This is a genomic window from Mesorhizobium sp. M0676 (assembly GCF_040320535.1).
In the GTDB taxonomy this organism is placed as follows: domain Bacteria; phylum Pseudomonadota; class Alphaproteobacteria; order Rhizobiales; family Rhizobiaceae; genus Mesorhizobium.
Genome location: NZ_JAMYPU010000030.1, coordinates 51,226 through 67,156, shown reverse-complemented (window position 1 = coordinate 67,156; position 15,931 = coordinate 51,226). Strand labels below are relative to the sequence as shown.

Genomic DNA, 15,931 nt, shown 5'->3' with positions numbered 1-15,931 from the left:
ATCTCCCCCGCAAGGGGGGAGATTGGCTGTCGCTCCGGCCTTCGCCAATCTTACAACGGTGTCTCGCGCCACCCTCACCGCTTCACCTCCCACGTCGTCACGCGTTCGTTGGTAACAGGATCCTTGCCGTCTTTCAGCTGCACGCCTTGCTCCAGAAGCTCGTCGCGGATGCGGTCAGCTTCGGCCCAGTTTTTGGCGGCGATGAACTCCAGGCGCTGCGCGATCGACTTGGCAACGCTGTCCTCATCCACGGCGGCCGCGCCGATATCGAAGCCGAGGAACAACAGCGATGCCTTCAGCGATGCGGCCGCTTCGTTGCCCTCCGCGGCCTCACCGGCAAGCTGCGTGAGTTGCTGGAAGGCGGCGTAGGTGGCGAGGTCGTCCGACAGTGCCGCCACAATCTCCGCCGGGACTTGCCCTGCCGACGGCGCCAGGTCAGCCGCGCGTTTCCATTTGCGCAGCGTGTTCTCGGCTTCCTCCAGCTTGCGCACGGAGAAATCGATCGGCTCGCGGTAATGCGTCATCAGCATCGCCAGACGCAGCACCTCGCCCGGCCATTTGCGGCCGCCGAAGGTCTCGGTCTCCAGCAGTTCGGCGATCGCGTAGAAATTGCCGACGCTCTTCGACATTTTCTGGCCCTCGACCTGCAGGAAGCCGTTGTGCATCCAGACATTGGCCATGACGTCGGTGCCGTGCGCGCAACGCGACTGGGCGATCTCGTTCTCATGGTGCGGGAAGATCAAATCGAGGCCGCCGCCATGGATGTCGAAGACATCGCCGAGATAGGCGGCCGACATGGCCGAGCATTCGATGTGCCAGCCCGGCCGGCCCCTGCCCCATGGGCTGTCCCAGCCGGGCTCTTCCGGTGACGACAATTTCCACAGCACGAAATCGCCCGGGTTCTTCTTGTGAGCGTCGACGGCAATTCGCGCACCGGCCTGCTGTTCGTCGAGATTGCGCTTCGACAGCTCGCCATAATCCGGCATCGAGGCGGTGTCGAACAGCACTTCGCCGGCGGCGACATAGGCGTGGCCGCGTTCGATCAAACGTTCGATGAGGGTGATCATGTCAACCTTGCCGTCGGCGCGGCGCGCGACGAACTCGGTGGCGCGTGGCTCGACCGTCGGCGGCAAGCAGCCGAGTGCGGCGACATCCTTGTGGTACTGGTCGGCGGTTTTTTCGGTGACGCGGCGGATCGCCTCGTTGAGCGTCAGGCTTCCCGACGCGATCTCGGCGCCGAAATCGCGCAGCGCGCGGGCGTTTATCTTGTCGTCGACATCCGTGATGTTGCGCACATACGTGACACCAGCCTCGCCGTAGAGGTGACGCAGCAAACGGAACAGCACGTCGAAGACGATCGCCGGACGCGCATTGCCGATATGGGCAAAGTCGTAGACGGTTGGGCCGCAGACATACATGCGCACATTCGACGGGTCGATCGGGACGAACACGTCCTTCGTCCGCGTTAGCGTGTTGTAGAGGCTGAGACCCTTCGATGCGTCAGACATGCGTGCCCTTCCGGCCCGTTAAGTTCTGGAGAGAGCCTTACCTGTGCCAAGGCACAAATCGGGCTCCAGCCTGCTGGCCGGGGCGTTTGTCCACTCTGGGGAAAGATGAGGCGAAAACGTCCGGACCAGCGCGAAGCTAGCCAATAATGCAAATGCCACAAATGGCGAAAAACGTTTTCATCGGCGGCTTTATCGCCTTGGCCGGTGTTGCCGTCAAGTCGCAACTTCCGGCAAAAGCGTCGCTGGATCATAGGTCAGGAGCCGCTGAAACATTTTATTAAACATGTCGGCACAGTCATGAAACATTCGCCGGCTAGTCCACCATAGGTCACGATTCGGTCAGATTCGGCCGGCAAACGCAGACACGGAAATGTTACCAGGGAAGAGATCGATGTCACGAACCAAGCAGGAATCGAGCCGCGCCAAGCAACCGGCGCTCGCCAACCACTACCGTGCGATCGGCCCGGCCGCGATCGTCGCCGCCCTTCTCCATACCGCGAAGAATAAAAAGCCGGCGCCGAAAATCACTTCGCCCCGCGCTGCCTGAACAGGCATCGTGCCGGCCGCCGACAAGGCGTGCGCCGGAACGGAAGGCTGAGGCGCCCATAGCGCGCCTGAAAACAACAGCTCTTCCTATTGAGCAGGTTCTTCCCGAAGACCGGACCTGGCTTCTTGGGAGCGCGCTCTAAAACAGCGTCATCTGACTGTCGTCCGCGCCGGGCTTCTGGCGCCTGACCTTGTCGGGCTCGACGATGCCCATGTCCTGTATCTCCGGCCCGGTGTTGGCGACCTTGTTGACGAGGTCGGAGACCGGAATTGCCTCGAAGAAATCGGGCAGCGCGGGTTTGAGCAGGTCGGCCACATCGCGCGGTTCGAGCGTGCGGCAGTCCAGCCAGCGGGCAAAATCTTCAGGCGCGATCACCACCGGCATCCGGTCATGGATATGGGCGATGCCGGCATTGGCGTTGATGGTAAGAATGGCGCCGGTGTCCATTTCCGAACCGCCCGGCTCGGCATAGGTTTCAATCAGCCCGGCAAAGGCGATCAACCCGCCATGCCTCGGCCGTATCCAGTAGGGCTGGCCCTTCTTGCCGCTGCCGGATTGCTGCCACTCATAGAAGCCGGAGGCCGGCACCAAGGCACGGCGATGGCGCATGGCGGCTTTGAACGAGGCTTTTTCAATAGCGCCTTCCGAACGCGCGTTGATGAGCAGCGGAAATTCCCTGGTGTCCTTGACCCAGGTTGGGATCAGCCCCCAGCGTACCAGCATCGCCTGGCGATCCGGGAAATTCGAGCCCGGCATGCGCGGCGGCCCCGACAGCGCCATTAGCACCGGCTGCGTCGGCGCGATGTTGTAGCGGGCCGGAAAATCGTCCAGCTCCGCCAGGCCGAGCAAGGCGGCGGTCTGGTCCGGCGTGGCCGTCAGGGCAAAGCGTCCGCACATTGGCAAGCTCGATGAATTGATCCGATCGCGAACGTGGCGATGGAACCGGCGCTGCGCAACCGCTAAAGCTGCTCGCTGCCAGCCGGTCCACAGGGTGGGCCTCACATAAGCGAATCGATATCGATGAACGAGCAGCGCAAGACACTTCCCGCAGTCTCGGTCGCCGTCGTGCGCGGCAGGACGGTGCTGCTGGTCAAACGGGCGCGGCCGCCGTCGCAGGGGCTTTATGCCTTTCCCGGCGGCAAGGTCGAGCCCGGCGAGACGCTGCAAGAAGCAGCAGTGCGCGAATTGCTGGAGGAAACCGGGCTGCGGGCGCAGGACTATTGTCCGCTTCGCGACATCCACATCGACGGCAGCGGCGAGAATCACCCGGTCGACTATCTGCTGACCGTGTTCGGCGCCGTTTATGCCGGCGGCGAAGCGACGGCCAGCGACGATGCCGAGACCGCCGCCTTCTATAGTCTTGATGAAATGGCGACGCTGCCGCTCGCGGGTGACGTCATGGAGGTGGCTGAAGAGCTTTTGGCCTGAAGCAGGCCCATATCTGCCGCTCCGAGAATCGCCTTGCAGGCGACAAAATGTTTCGTCAGATAGACTTATGACCCGCACCTCGCTGTTCCTTGCCGCATGCATCGCCACCGCCACGGCTTTTGCCGTGCAGCCGGGGCTGGCCGCCGAGTCGCCGTTCGAGCCCGGGCTGATGCGACTGGCCGAGGTGCTGGGGTCGCTGCATTTCCTGCGCAATCTGTGCGGCGAAAAGGGCGACCAGTGGCGCACCGAGATGGAAAAGCTGATCGATTCGGAAAATCCCGATCCGGAGCGGCGTGCCCGCTTCATCGCCAGCTTCAACCGCGGTTACCGTTCCTTCGGCGGCACCTACACCCAATGCACGCCGTCAGCGACCGAAGCCATCAGCCGCTACATGAAGGAAGGCGAGACGCTGTCGCGCGACATCGCCTCGCGTTACGGCAACTGACGAGCGCCAGACGGCGTTTAGCCAACGCCTTTTCGAGCACCCGCCTTGTATCCACGGCACGTTGATGCAATCTTGGTGTTGCACTTGCGCAACAGTATTAACGAAACGTTAGCGCGCGAATGCGGAATTAACTCAAACTGAAGGTTTTCATCCCGCTCACCGGTCTAATCGGCTAAGTTTGAATCGGACCGAACGCAGGCGACAAGTTTGTAAAGACGATCAAAGAAATGTCGTATTTACAGATACTTACTTAGCCTGCGTGAGATAGGGGCAGCCCAAGCCGGATCCGACCCGTCGGACCGCCGCTTGAAAAGGTGGACATCGCAAATGGAACATGGCGTCAACGACATCGACGCGCTTGTCAGGGAAGAAAAGCGCCTGACCGCGGTGGAAAGCCATAGCGAGGCCTGGGCGGAAGGTCTGTCGGCCGGCATAGAACCTGAAATCATCGCCGAGGCAGCGCTTGAAACCGCGTTCGGCGAGATGCTGCGAGCCAATGGCGAGACCTCGGCCCTTGCCCTGCTCGACCGCATGCGTGAAAAGGTGATCGCCGGCGCCTTCGAGCCGGAGCGGTTTCGGCACTAGGCGGCGCGCGTCTCAGAGGGTGCATCGCCAGCTTACCGGTTCTTTGACGACGGCGCGCCGTTTGGGCATCATGCCTGAAGAGCCTAGGCCCAAGGAGAGGCAAGCGGTGAATTTTTCGATGTCAGGCCGGCCTCGCGGCGTGGTCCTCAGCATCTGGCTTGCCGCTTCCTGCGCCGCGGTTCCGCTGGCGCTTGTCCTGACCAGCAACCCTGCCTATGCGCTGAGCGAGATCAAGCGCGAGGAGCTTCCAGTTCCTGCCGGGCCACCAGCCAATGGTGAGACGGCGCCGTCTGAAAATTCAGTTCCAATGCCCGATCTGCCCGGCACAGCGCCACCGGCGGCCAGCCAGCCGAAATCGCCCACGGAGCCCGGACAAAGCCAACCGGAGGCCCCCGCCAACGATGGCGGCGTGGCCAACCCGCGTGCCGATCCAGAAGCGCCGGTGCCCGAAGTCGTCTACGACCTTTCCAAATTGCCGGAGCCCGTCAGGCGCATGCGCGATCTGATGGTCGAGGCCTGCGTCAGCGGCGACATCGAGAAGCTGCGGCCGCTGATCGGCAAGGGCGACACCATGACCCAATTGTCGCTGGGCGAAATCGAGGGCGACCCGATCGCGTTCCTGAAAGGGCTATCGGGCGACAAGGAAGGTCAGGAAATCCTCGCTATCCTGGAAGAGGTGCTCAATGCCGGCTATGTCCATGTAGACGTCGGCACACCGCAGGAACTCTATGTCTGGCCGTATTTCTTCGCCCTGCCGCTGGACAAGCTCAACGCCAGGCAGCGGGTCGAACTGTTCAAGATCGTCACCGCCGGCGACTATGACGACATGAAGCAGTTCGGCGCCTACATCTTCTACCGCGTCGGCATCACGCCGGCCGGGCAGTGGACATTCTTCGTCGCCGGGGATTGAACGGCGATTCCCCTGGGATGGCTACTGGCTAGGGCTAGAAAGCTCGAGGCCTGTGTCAGGCCATATGCGGATACCTTCATTTCGAAGGGCCGAAATCGCTTCGACCGCCGCGTTGGGATCCATTTGCAGCACCTCGGCGGCATGCCGCAATTCTTCCTTGTCCCGCAGCCTGTTTACCACCCAAGCCACCTTGCGCTCGATATCCACGCCATAGGCCGCCTTCGCCTTGCCAACAGCGTCGCTCGGGATTTCCTTATAGATGCCAACCAGCACTCCAAGATCGATGGCATCGCGATATGCAATTGCACGGTCCTGACATCGATCCGCGTTCGCCAGCAACTTCTCGGCAAACATATCCGCCGGGACCAGGGCGGATACATTCAGATCGTCGTCGAAATGGCCTCGCAGTTTTATGCGGCCTTCGCGGATGACTTCAAACTTGATCGTTTGGCCTTTCAACCGCACGATCGTCCGCAAGCCATATTGATCGATCTGGAAGTCCCGAACAGCCTCGACCGGCTCAGGAAAGAATGCTCTGACGCCACGTTCGGCTGCGGAGGTCCGCAATTCGCGATAGCCATCACTGTCGGCACACAGGAAGTCCACATCCAGTGAGCGGCGATATTCCCCGAATTTCATAACGATCGCAGTGCCACCGCCGAACCAGCACTGGTTTGCGGTCAGGAAATGGCGATCCATCAATCCGAGTGCTTCGGCAATGATCTGGTGCTCGGGCCTCTTGAATTCCATCATGACGCTCGCGGTGTGTCCTGTTGATATTCCGGCTGCGAGGAACGATCAGGTGAGGGAAATCAGCCGGCGGTCAAGAGCACGCCGTGACCGAATTTGTCTGCCAAACTTTGAATAAGCATCTTCTCACGCACAGTAAGACGCTTTTGATCGACAAACCGCCAATTACGCTCATACAGCGCAAATGCCTCTTCGGCCGGAATCGGGCGTGCCGCATCGCGGTTCCAGGCGAGCGCCTGGAGCTCCGGAAACTCCGCAGGGACAATCATGGGCGCGATATCTGCGTTCATAATGCCCTTAACGTAGTGGATAGCGCTTAAAAAATCCAACGCAGCAAGAAACCGCTAAGCCGGCAGCGCCTCGGAAAACTCTACCGGCCTGCCCTGCCCGGGCGTGACGATCTCGCCTTCCCACATCACGCGACGGCCGCGCACGATGGTGCCGATCGGCCAGCCGGTGACTTCCTTGCCGTCATAGGGCGTCCAGCCGGCCCTGGAGCCGGCTTGCGCATTGGTGATGGTCTCGCGCCGCTGGAGGTCGACAATGGTGAAATCGGCATCGTAGCCGGCGGCGATGCGGCCTTTCCTGGCCATGCCGAAGATGCGCTGCGGGCCGTGGCTGGAGAGGTCGACGAAGCGCTGCAGGGTCAGCAGGCCTGAATTGACATGGTCGAGCATGATCGGCACCAGCGTCTGCACCCCGGTCATGCCAGACGGCGAGGCCGGATAGGGCTTTGCCTTCTCGGCCGGCGTGTGCGGGGCGTGATCGGAGCCGAGCACGTCAATGATGCCTTGCGCAATGCCGTGCCAGACGCCGTCGCGATGGCGGGCCGCGCGAACCGGGGGATTCATCTGGATCAGCGTGCCCAGCCGCGCATAGTCGTCGGCGGCGAGTGTCAAATGGTGCGGCGTCGCCTCGCAGGTGGCGACATCCTTGTGCTGTTGGAGGAAGATGATTTCCTCGGCAGTGGAGATATGCAGCACATGGATGCGGGCGCGGGTGTTTCGCGCGATGCGCACCAGCCGCTCGGTACAGCGAAGCGCCGCGATCTCGTCGCGCCAGACGGGATGCGATGACGGGTCGCCCTCGACGCGCAGGCCCAGGCGCTCGCGCAGCCGGAACTCGTCCTCCGAGTGAAAGGCGGCACGGCGGCGGGTGTTGCGCAGGATCGATGCGACACCCTCGTCGTCCTCGACCAGCAGGTCGCCGGTGGACGAGCCCATGAACACCTTAATCCCGGCAGCACCCGGCAGCCGCTCGAGCTCACCGACATCATCGGCATTCTCGCGCGTGCCGCCAACCCAGAAGGCGAAGTCGCAATGCATCCGGCTGGTGGCGCGGCGCACCTTGTCGGCAAGCGCCGCCTCGCTGGTGGTCAGCGGATTGGTGTTGGGCATTTCGAAGACGGCGGTGACCCCGCCCAGCACAGCCGCGCGCGAGCCCGTCTCCAGATCTTCCTTGTGCTCCAGCCCCGGCTCGCGAAAATGCACCTGACTGTCGACGACGCCTGGCAGGACGTGCAGCCCGCGACAGTCGATCGCTTCGCCGGCCGAAGCTTGGCGAAGATCGCCCATTGCGACGATGCGACCACCCTTGACGCCGACATCGCCCGCGCCCTCGCCATCATGGTTGACCACCGTGCCGCCAGTCAGGATGAGGTCGTAGGTGGTGGCCATGGGCGTTCGGTCTCTTGCGGGGGGAGTATCGTCGGCTTACGTAAAGGCCGACCGTTTTGCAAGATCAGGTTCTTTGCCGCCCATGCCTTTTGCCCTGCTCAAAGACCGCGCTCTCATTTCTGTGTCAGGCCCGGAGGCCGAGCATTTTTTGCAGAACATCCTCACCACCGACCTCGACACGCTGGGCGCCGGTGCGGCAAAACCCGGTGCGCTGCTTTCGCCGCAAGGCAAGATCCTGTTTGATTTCCTGATCTCGCGTAGCGGCGAGGACGGATTCCGGCTGGATTGCCGTGCCGACGTCGCAGACGACTTCCTGCGCCGGCTGATGCTTTACAAGCTGCGCGCCAAGGCCGAGATCGCGAAGCAGGATCAAGTGCTTGTGACGGTTGCGTGGGGCGATGATTCAAGCGCCTCACCTTCTGATTCAACGACACTTGCCGATGCCCGCTTCCGCGATGTGGTTGTGAGCCGTTCCTATGGCGGCGCATCCGTAGGTGGCGATCCGGCTGCATGGCAGACGCTCCGCATCGCCAACGGCATTGCCGAAAGCGGTCCCGATTATCAGCTCGGCGATGCCTTCCCTCACGACGTGCTGCTCGACGAGACCGGCGGCGTCGGCTTCAAGAAAGGCTGCTATGTCGGCCAGGAAGTGGTCTCGCGCATGCAGCATCGCGGCACCGCCAGGCGGCGCGTGCTGATCGTTTCGGCCGACCATGCCTTGCCCGCGCCGGGCTCGGAGCTGACGGTTGCGGGGCGGCCGGTCGGCACGCTCGGTTCCAGCGCGGGCACGGCCGGACTCGCCATTGCCCGCATCGACCGGGTCAAGGCGGCGCTCGACGCTGGCCAGCCGGTACTGGCCGGTGATGTCACCGTCTCGCTCGCCATCCCGTCCTGGGCGAAGTTCAGCTTTCCCAGGGAAGCCATCGGCGCGGAGGACGCCTGATGGCTGCCGATCGCGTCGGAGCGCCACCGCGCGCGTGGCAGCGCATGCTGTCGGGGCGGCGGCTCGACCTGCTCGATCCCTCGCCGCTCGACATCGAAATCTCAGACATCGCCCACGGGCTTGCCCGCGTTGCCCGCTGGAACGGGCAGACCCGCGGCGATCACGCCTTTTCGGTCGCCCAGCATTCCCTGCTGGTCGAGGCGCTGTTCAGCGAGTTGCAGCCGGACGCCTCGGCCAACGCTCAGTTGGCAGCACTGCTGCATGACGCGCCGGAATATGTCATCGGCGACATGATCTCGCCGTTCAAATCGGTAATGGGCGGCTCCTACAAGGAGTGTGAGCTGCGTCTCCAGCGCGCCATCCATCAGCGCTTTTCGCTGCCGCCCGAACTCGGCGTCGGCTTGCGCAAGGAGATCAAGCGCGCCGACCAGATCGCCGCCTATTACGAGGCGACGCTGCTTGCCGGTTTCTCGACCGCAGAAGCAACCGAGTTCTTCGGCCGGCCGCGCGGGTTCAATGCCGACCGCTTCGACTTTAAGCCGCACTCGGTGACCTCGGCGCAAGCTGCCTTCCTCAAACGCTACGCAACGCTTGAAAAGCAACGCCAGGCAACGGTTGCCGTGCATTCGGCGCAGTGAACATACGCTAAATTAACCAGCGGTAACCACAGTACCGGGTTTCGATCACGGTCAGCAGGCACGCCTCATGTCCGTTGCGCACGTCAAGGGTGGTTCGCCCGTCCGCAGACGGGGAGCCGGAGGCGTCGCCGCGCCACGGCAGATCGCCGACGAACTGCGCCACCAGAACGAGCGCTTTTCCGCGGCCGTCGAGAATATGTCGCATGGGCTGTGCATGTTCGACGCCGACGAGCGGATGATCATCTGCAACGGCAACTATATCAGCATCTTCTCCCTCGACGCGAAGATCGTGCGGCCCGGCATCGCGTTCCTGGACATTCTAAAGCACAGCGTCGACATCGGTGTCGCCTCACAGAGCGCCGAAGACCTGTATGCCATCCGCAAGCCCTATATCGAGCGCGCGCAAGCCTCGACCTACGAGGAAATACTGTCGGACGGACGTATCGTTTCCATCACGCACCGGCCGCTGGCCTCAGGCGGCTGGGTGTCGATCTATGAGGACATTACGGAGCAAAGGCGGGCCGAGCAGGAACTGAAGGAGCAGCACCGCCGCTTCGATGCGGCGCTCGCCAACATGTCGCAAGGCCTGTTGATGTACGACGCCGAAGGCACGCTGATCGTGCGCAACCAGCGCTTCCTCGACCTCTACAAGGTCACGCCTGACGACTTCCCGCTCGGCATGAGCCAGCGCGCCCTGCTCGAACAGATGGTGCGACTGCGCATCTATCCGTCGATGGACATTGACGGCGAGATCGCCAACACCAGAGCCAGCCTGCAGGCCGGTGAGGAGCGTTCGACAGACCGCAGCCTTGCCGATGGCCGAACGCTGCTGGTTGCGCGCCGGCCGCTTGCCGGTGGCGGCTGGGTGGCGACCTTCGAAGACATCACCGAGCGCCGGCGCGCCGAAGAGCGCATGAGCCACCTTGCACATTACGACACGCTGACCGACCTGCCCAACCGCTCGATGTTTCGCGAACGGCTCGACCAGGCGATGGCCGGCGATACACCGCTGGCGATCTTCTCGCTCGACCTCGATCGTTTCAAGGCCGTCAACGACACCTGGGGACACCCTGCCGGCGACTGGCTGCTGAAATGCGTGGCTGAGCGGTTGCGGCACAGCCTGCGCAGCGACACCGATGTGGTCGCCCGCCTCGGTGGCGACGAGTTCGCCATCCTGCAGTTCAATCCCAAAGGCGCCACCGATGCGGAACAACTGGCAAAACGCATCGTCGCTGTCGTCAGCCAGCCGTTTCGCGACAAGGGCCGCGACATGCATGTCGGCATCAGCCTTGGCATCGCGCTGTATCCCGGTGACGGCAAGGACGCCGACACGCTTTTGAAGAACGCCGACATGGCGCTTTACAGCGGCAAGAGCGAAGGCCGCAACGTCTACCGCTTTTTCGAGCCCGGCATGGATGCCTTGGTGCGGGCGCGCCTGGCGCTCGAAACCGATCTCGAGACGGCACTGAAACGGCGGGAGTTCGTGCTGGAGTTCCAGCCGATCACCAACATCGCGTCGGGCAAGATCGTCGGCGCCGAAGCGTTGATGCGGTGGAATTCACCGACGTGCGGCCTGGTGGCGCCCGACGATTTCATCGCAGCCGCCGAAGACAGCGGGCTGATCGTTCCGCTGGGCGAATGGGCGCTGAAACAGGCCTGCAGCGTGGCCGCCGGCTGGCCGCCTGGAATGCGCATCGCCGTCAATGTCTCGGCAGTGCAGATCAGAAGCGCCGACTTTGCCCGCAGCGTGATTTCGGCGCTGGCCGTTTCCGGTGTGCCGGCCAGCCGGCTCGAACTGGAAATCACCGAGACCGTGCTGATGGATGAGAGCGAGACGGTGCTGAAGACGCTGAGGCAGCTGCGCGAACTCGGTATCCGCATCGCGCTCGACGATTTCGGCACCGGCTATTCGTCGCTCGGCTATCTCAGGCGTTTTCCCGTCGACAAGATCAAGATCGACCGCTCCTTCATCCACGATATCGACAACAAGGACACGGCGGCGATCGTGCGCACGATCATCGGGCTTGGTGCCGAACTTGGCATCACCGTCACCGCCGAAGGCGTCGAGACCGAAGCGCAGCTCGACATATTGCGCAAGGCTGGCTGCGTCGAGGCGCAGGGCTTTCTGATCGGCATGCCGTCAAAGGCCGCCGACATGGCTCGACTTCTCAAGACGAGGGCAGCGTCCCGGCGCGCCTGAACATCCCCGGCGTCATTCCATGCGCGGCGCGGAAGGTGCGCGAGAGATGGCTTTGGTCGGAGAAGCCGGCCGCAAAGGCGGCACCGGCGAGATCTGAACCTTGCCGGATCAGCAGATCGGCACGGCGCAGCCTGCGGTCACGGATGAAGGCAGCAGGGGTGAGACCCAGCACTTTCCTGAAATCGCGGATAACTTGAAAGCGCGTCACGCCTGCGGCTTCAGCGAGCCGCTGCAAATCGAGGTCCGAGTTCAGATGGTCTTCGATGACCTGTTCATAGACCCGGAGCCGGCTTTTCGATCCGAAGCTTTCGACCGCCTCGCGCCGCCGGCCGCCCCAATCGCCATGGCGCAGGACGAGCTTGCGCAAGGCGATCAGCATGGATGTTTCGGCGCTCGTGGCATCACCCGATGTCGAAGCCAAGTGCGCGACGCCTACTGCCTGGACGAGATCGGCATCATCGACGATCGCTTGCGAAAACAACGGCGGGCGATCCTGCCCGAGTTCGTCCGCGATCGCACCCATGAGCGAGGCCGACGGATAGAAGGTGCGGTAAGCCCAACCCTGGTCGGCACCCGCCTCGCCGTCATGCCATATCTCCGGATTGACGAGCAGAACCGTGCCCGACGGCGCGAGGACAGTCTCGTTGCCGATGCGGACCCGCTCGCACCCTTGCGTGATCAGGGCGACGACATAGGTCGGGTGCGTGTGCAGCTGGTAGCGATGCCGCGTGAAGCGCGCCTTGAGCATGCCAAGATCGCGAAAGCGCGGATGACGCCAGAACTGCGTCGTCTCCTGAGGCTGTTGAATTCCAGACACGGTCAATCCTGTTCAAGACGCTGCCGGCGCAAATCCTTTACGTGCTGGCATCGACAAGGCCGAATTTACGATAGCCGGCAAGGAGAGCGCAATGCTGCACAACGACCCCATCGCCGCCCTCACCCCGCAGGTGGTGGAATGGCGGCATCACATCCACGCCAACCCCGAACTCGGTTTCCAAGAGTATGACACCGCGCGCTTCGTCGCCGACAAGCTGCGCACCTTCGGGCTCGACGAGGTTCATGAAGGCAAAGGCGGCACCGGCGTGGTTGGCGTCCTCAGAGGACGACCAGGCGTGCGCGCCATCGGGCTTCGGGCCGAACTCGATGCCTTGCCCGTGCTGGAGAAGACAGGATTGCCATATGCGTCGAAGAAAGACGGCGTGATGCATGCCTGCGGCCACGACGGGCACATCGCGATGCTGCTCGGCGCCGCCAAGCTGCTCGCCGACAACAGAGCCTTCGACGGCACCGTCTGTTTCATCTTCCAGCCGGCGGAAGAAAATGAAGGCGGCGCCATGCGGATGATCGAGGACGGACTGTTCGAGCGCTTCCCCGTGGAAGCCGTCTACGCCGTCCACAACTGGCCGGGGCTGCCGCTCGGAAAGATCGCGGCCCGTGCCGGGTCGATGATGGCGGCCGTCGACACTTTCGAACTGACCTTCGAAGGGACCGGCGCGCATGCCGCCATGCCGCAGCTAGGCGACGATCCCGTGCTCGCGGCCGGCGCCTTCGTTCAAGCCGTGCAGCGCATCGTCAGCCGTTCGGTCGACCCGCAAATGGCGCTGGTCGTTTCGATCACCCAGATCCATGGCGGCAATGTCGGCAACATCGTGCCGGGCAAGGTCTGGCTGCAGGGAACCTGCCGCTTCTTCGAGCCCACTTTGTCGGACCATTGCGAAAGGCTGATCGGCGACATCGCGCAAGGCATTGCCTCGGCGCATGCACTCACCGCCAAGCTCGCCTACAAGAAAGGCTACCCGCCGCTGGTCAACACGTCGGCTGCCACTGACCGGGCCGTCCAGGCGGCAACCGCGGTTGTCGGCCGCGAGCAGGTCGAGACCGCATTCAACCCGAGCCTCGGCTGCGAGGATTTTGCCTACATGGTCCGCGAAGCCGGCGGCTGCTATGCCTGGGTCGGCGCAGGAGCGGTCAGACTGGGCGAAGGGCTGCACGGCGATCGCTATGTCTTCAACGACGCCATCGTCCCCACCGTGCTCCGCTATTTCGTCACGCTCGTTGAGCAGACGCTACGCTGACGGCCGAGCGCCTCAGCGCAAGGTCTCGACGTATTTCTCGTGGAAGCTGACATAGCCGGGTTCGACGACTTTGAGATGGCGCTCGATCAGCTGGTGGAAGGCCGGCAGCTGATGGAAGGGCACGCCGGGATTGGCGTGGTGCTCGGCGTGATACGGCATGTTCCAGGCGACTTTGCGCACCAGCCAGTTGGTCAGCGTGGTGCGGGTGTTTTCCAGCATGTTGGCGACAAGCGGGCAGCGGCCATGCTCGGCCAGCAGATAGAGCCTGAGGAAGGGCTGGCCGAGCAGCGCCGGCACGATCCAGACATAGAGCAGTACACTTGCCTCGAACCACAGGGCTAGCGCGGCGACCACGACATAGAAAGCGATCATGGCGCGGGCTTCAGTGCGCACCTTGGGCAGGCCTTTCGGCGGCACGTAGCTGTCGTGGCAGCCGCCAATCGCGTTGGTGTAGAGTGTCTGCAAATGCCCCCACCACACCGGCAGGCCCGAGACGTGGACGATGTATTGCCGCATCGTCTCCGGTTTCGGGAAGGCGAGTTCCGGATCGTTCTCGGGATCCTGGGTGAAACGGTGATGGGCGAAGTGGAAATAGCGAAACCAGTCGGCGGGCAGCGCGATCGCCAGGCTGCAGACCCTTGCGGCGGCATCGTTGAGCCACTGCGTCTCGAACGCCGTCCTGTGCACCGTCTCATGCAGCAGCGTGAACAGGAAGACGATAAGAATGCCTTGCGGCAACATCAACAGCGGCCAGTACGACACCTTGGCCGCAATCAGCCCGCCGATAGCCACAATCGCGCCGAGATGGAAGGCGAGTTGGACCAGACCCGGCCCGTCCGACTTGCCGGTCAGGCGGCTGCGCTGCTCATTGGTCAGGAACGCGATGACGTCGCGATGGTCTCTGGGTTCAAACTGGGCCGATACGGTCATGGCGCCAAGCTACTCGAATAAGAAAGCTTTCGAAAGACGAGGATTTCTGCGACACAGATAAGCTGACCTTACCTATCGGATCACCCAATGACCGCGCTTCCTTCCCTGAGAGGACTTCAAGCCTTCGAGGCGGCGGCGCGCTCGGGGAGTTTCGCCGCAGCGGCGGATGAGCTCTCGATCTCGGCGGCTGCGGTCAGCCAGCTCATTCGCACCGTCGAGGAGCAGATGGGTCGAAAACTGTTCCATCGCGTCAACCGCCGCGTGGTGCTGACGGAAGCCGGCGTCGAGATGCTGCCCCGGCTGACCCTGGCTTTTCGGGAGATCGGCAGCATCGCGCGTGGCAGCGATGCCTTCCGCCCGCGGCTTGTCGTATCGGTGCCGCCGTCCATGGCGATGGGCTGGCTTTCCGAACGCCTCGCCGGCTTTGTCGCCAGCCACGGCGCCGTCGACATATCCCTGCGCGGCGATGACGATCCGGTGCCGTTCGACCGCGAACTGATCGACATCCGGCTGTCCTTCGGCCCGCACTATCGTGAACACCCGAGCGAGGAGATCGTCAGGGACGCCGTCTACCCCGTCTGCGCGCCAGAACTCACCGCCAAAACCGACAGCCTCGCCGGCCTGCCACTGATTCACACCGACTGGGGACCGACCGGCGCGTCGTTTCCGTCTTGGCGCACATGGTTCGAGGCGGCGGGCATAGAGCCCGGCCGCACAGTGCAGCGCGGCCTGTCGGCGAACTCGTCGCGGGCAGCGCTCGACCTTGCCATTTCAGGGCTGGGCGTGGCGCTGGCGCAAGGCATTTATTGCGCCGGGGCGCTGGAAGAGGGCCGTTTGGTCCGGGCTAATGCCCTATCGATCGCGCTGCGTCAGCCATATTGCCTGACGATCCCGGAACGCAGTGCAAGGCGCGACCTGGTGGCGGCGTTTCGCAATTGGCTGATTGAGGAATGCCGGCGGTCGGTGGGTTCGCCGGTGCTCCTATGATGGTCAGCAGCGTCAGAGATGCGCAGCCAGCGCCGCTGTCATGTCCTTGTTCGTCGCCACGGGAATGATCTCGAACTCCACCAGGTCAGACCATTCGATGACCCAGCGCTGCAGCAGCGTGACGTCATCGGCCTCGACCAGCAGGAAGCAGCGGCTCATATCAGCCGCGATCCAGGAGTGGTACACGACAAGCGCGTCCGGCTTCAATCTGCCGCGCTCGCCGAAACGGCGGTAGATCTCCTTGCGGTCGCAGCCGGCGAAATCCTCGATGACGATGAACTGCATTTTTCCCCCTCGGTTGAATTACCG

At 63.0% G+C, this 15,931-nt stretch carries 18 protein-coding genes; 10 read left to right on the top strand and 8 right to left on the bottom strand.

What is annotated here, in order from left to right; translation table 11 throughout:
- Positions 1-74: 74 nt before the first annotated feature.
- Positions 75-1,508, bottom strand: a complete 1,434-nt coding sequence (gene cysS, locus NKI35_RS26055) for a cysteine--tRNA ligase (RefSeq protein ID WP_023742615.1) — start codon at positions 1,506-1,508, stop codon at positions 75-77.
- A gap of 391 nt (positions 1,509-1,899) precedes the next feature.
- Here cysS and NKI35_RS26050 point away from each other — a divergent pair, with 391 nt between their 5' ends.
- Positions 1,900-2,055, top strand: coding sequence for a hypothetical protein (locus NKI35_RS26050; protein ID WP_023673568.1), 156 nt, complete (start codon positions 1,900-1,902; stop codon positions 2,053-2,055).
- Between the two features lie 138 nt (positions 2,056-2,193).
- Here NKI35_RS26050 and NKI35_RS26045 read toward each other — a convergent pair whose 3' ends face one another.
- Positions 2,194-2,952: an SOS response-associated peptidase gene (locus tag NKI35_RS26045; RefSeq protein ID WP_023743779.1), complete on the bottom strand. Its 759-nt coding sequence runs from the start codon at positions 2,950-2,952 to the stop codon at positions 2,194-2,196.
- 123 nt (positions 2,953-3,075) lie between these two features.
- On the opposite strand from NKI35_RS26045, the gene NKI35_RS26040 reads away from it, so the two are divergent.
- From NKI35_RS26040 to NKI35_RS26025, 4 genes are all read left to right on the top strand, one after another.
- On the top strand, positions 3,076-3,483 hold the full coding sequence (locus NKI35_RS26040; protein ID WP_031246403.1) for an NUDIX hydrolase: 408 nt from the start codon (positions 3,076-3,078) through the stop codon (positions 3,481-3,483).
- A 67-nt stretch (positions 3,484-3,550) separates the two neighbouring features.
- Positions 3,551-3,928, top strand: coding sequence for a TIGR02301 family protein (locus tag NKI35_RS26035; protein WP_023742617.1), 378 nt, complete (start codon positions 3,551-3,553; stop codon positions 3,926-3,928).
- Positions 3,929-4,255: 327 nt separating this feature from the next.
- Positions 4,256-4,513 (top strand): hypothetical protein, encoded by a 258-nt coding sequence (locus NKI35_RS26030; protein WP_023673564.1) that lies wholly within the window; start codon positions 4,256-4,258, stop codon positions 4,511-4,513.
- A 106-nt stretch (positions 4,514-4,619) separates the two neighbouring features.
- On the top strand, positions 4,620-5,423 hold the full coding sequence (locus tag NKI35_RS26025; protein WP_352741788.1) for a hypothetical protein: 804 nt from the start codon (positions 4,620-4,622) through the stop codon (positions 5,421-5,423).
- A gap of 21 nt (positions 5,424-5,444) precedes the next feature.
- Here NKI35_RS26025 and NKI35_RS26020 read toward each other — a convergent pair whose 3' ends face one another.
- The 3 genes from NKI35_RS26020 to NKI35_RS26010 form a co-directional block, all read right to left on the bottom strand.
- Positions 5,445-6,173, bottom strand: coding sequence for a nucleotidyl transferase AbiEii/AbiGii toxin family protein (locus NKI35_RS26020; RefSeq protein ID WP_023684480.1), 729 nt, complete (start codon positions 6,171-6,173; stop codon positions 5,445-5,447).
- Between the two features lie 62 nt (positions 6,174-6,235).
- Positions 6,236-6,463 (bottom strand): hypothetical protein, encoded by a 228-nt coding sequence (locus NKI35_RS26015; protein WP_027049982.1) that lies wholly within the window; start codon positions 6,461-6,463, stop codon positions 6,236-6,238.
- A 54-nt stretch (positions 6,464-6,517) separates the two neighbouring features.
- On the bottom strand, positions 6,518-7,849 hold the full coding sequence (locus tag NKI35_RS26010; protein ID WP_023709773.1) for a dihydroorotase: 1,332 nt from the start codon (positions 7,847-7,849) through the stop codon (positions 6,518-6,520).
- A gap of 82 nt (positions 7,850-7,931) precedes the next feature.
- On the opposite strand from NKI35_RS26010, the gene ygfZ reads away from it, so the two are divergent.
- From ygfZ to NKI35_RS25995, 3 genes are all read left to right on the top strand, one after another.
- Positions 7,932-8,792 carry a CAF17-like 4Fe-4S cluster assembly/insertion protein YgfZ gene (gene ygfZ, locus NKI35_RS26005; protein ID WP_023709774.1) on the top strand — a complete coding sequence of 287 codons (861 nt, stop codon included), beginning with the start codon at positions 7,932-7,934 and terminating at the stop codon, positions 8,790-8,792.
- Positions 8,792-9,430 carry an HD domain-containing protein gene (locus tag NKI35_RS26000; RefSeq protein ID WP_023670260.1) on the top strand — a complete coding sequence of 213 codons (639 nt, stop codon included), beginning with the start codon at positions 8,792-8,794 and terminating at the stop codon, positions 9,428-9,430. The genes ygfZ and NKI35_RS26000 overlap by 1 nt, the downstream gene beginning before the upstream one ends.
- A gap of 67 nt (positions 9,431-9,497) precedes the next feature.
- Positions 9,498-11,630, top strand: coding sequence for a putative bifunctional diguanylate cyclase/phosphodiesterase (locus NKI35_RS25995; protein ID WP_352741787.1), 2,133 nt, complete (start codon positions 9,498-9,500; stop codon positions 11,628-11,630).
- Here the strand turns inward: NKI35_RS25995 and NKI35_RS25990 are convergent.
- Positions 11,599-12,447 (bottom strand): AraC family transcriptional regulator, encoded by an 849-nt coding sequence (locus tag NKI35_RS25990; RefSeq protein WP_352512313.1) that lies wholly within the window; start codon positions 12,445-12,447, stop codon positions 11,599-11,601. The two genes, NKI35_RS25995 and NKI35_RS25990, sit on opposite strands and share 32 nt — an antisense overlap.
- A gap of 91 nt (positions 12,448-12,538) precedes the next feature.
- On the opposite strand from NKI35_RS25990, the gene NKI35_RS25985 reads away from it, so the two are divergent.
- Positions 12,539-13,705: an amidohydrolase gene (locus tag NKI35_RS25985; protein ID WP_023805692.1), complete on the top strand. Its 1,167-nt coding sequence runs from the start codon at positions 12,539-12,541 to the stop codon at positions 13,703-13,705.
- 12 nt (positions 13,706-13,717) lie between these two features.
- Here the strand turns inward: NKI35_RS25985 and NKI35_RS25980 are convergent, their stop codons facing one another.
- The gene (locus NKI35_RS25980; protein ID WP_023743772.1) at positions 13,718-14,635 is read right to left on the bottom strand and encodes a fatty acid desaturase family protein; all 918 of its coding nucleotides are present in this window, start codon (positions 14,633-14,635) and stop codon (positions 13,718-13,720) included.
- Positions 14,636-14,722: 87 nt separating this feature from the next.
- On the opposite strand from NKI35_RS25980, the gene NKI35_RS25975 reads away from it, so the two are divergent.
- Positions 14,723-15,622, top strand: coding sequence for a LysR substrate-binding domain-containing protein (locus NKI35_RS25975; protein WP_023753089.1), 900 nt, complete (start codon positions 14,723-14,725; stop codon positions 15,620-15,622).
- A gap of 12 nt (positions 15,623-15,634) precedes the next feature.
- Here the strand turns inward: NKI35_RS25975 and NKI35_RS25970 are convergent, their stop codons facing one another.
- Complete coding sequence (locus NKI35_RS25970) at positions 15,635-15,907, bottom strand: DUF3303 domain-containing protein (protein WP_023687293.1); 273 nt, start codon at positions 15,905-15,907, stop codon at positions 15,635-15,637.
- Positions 15,908-15,931 lie beyond the last annotated feature (24 nt).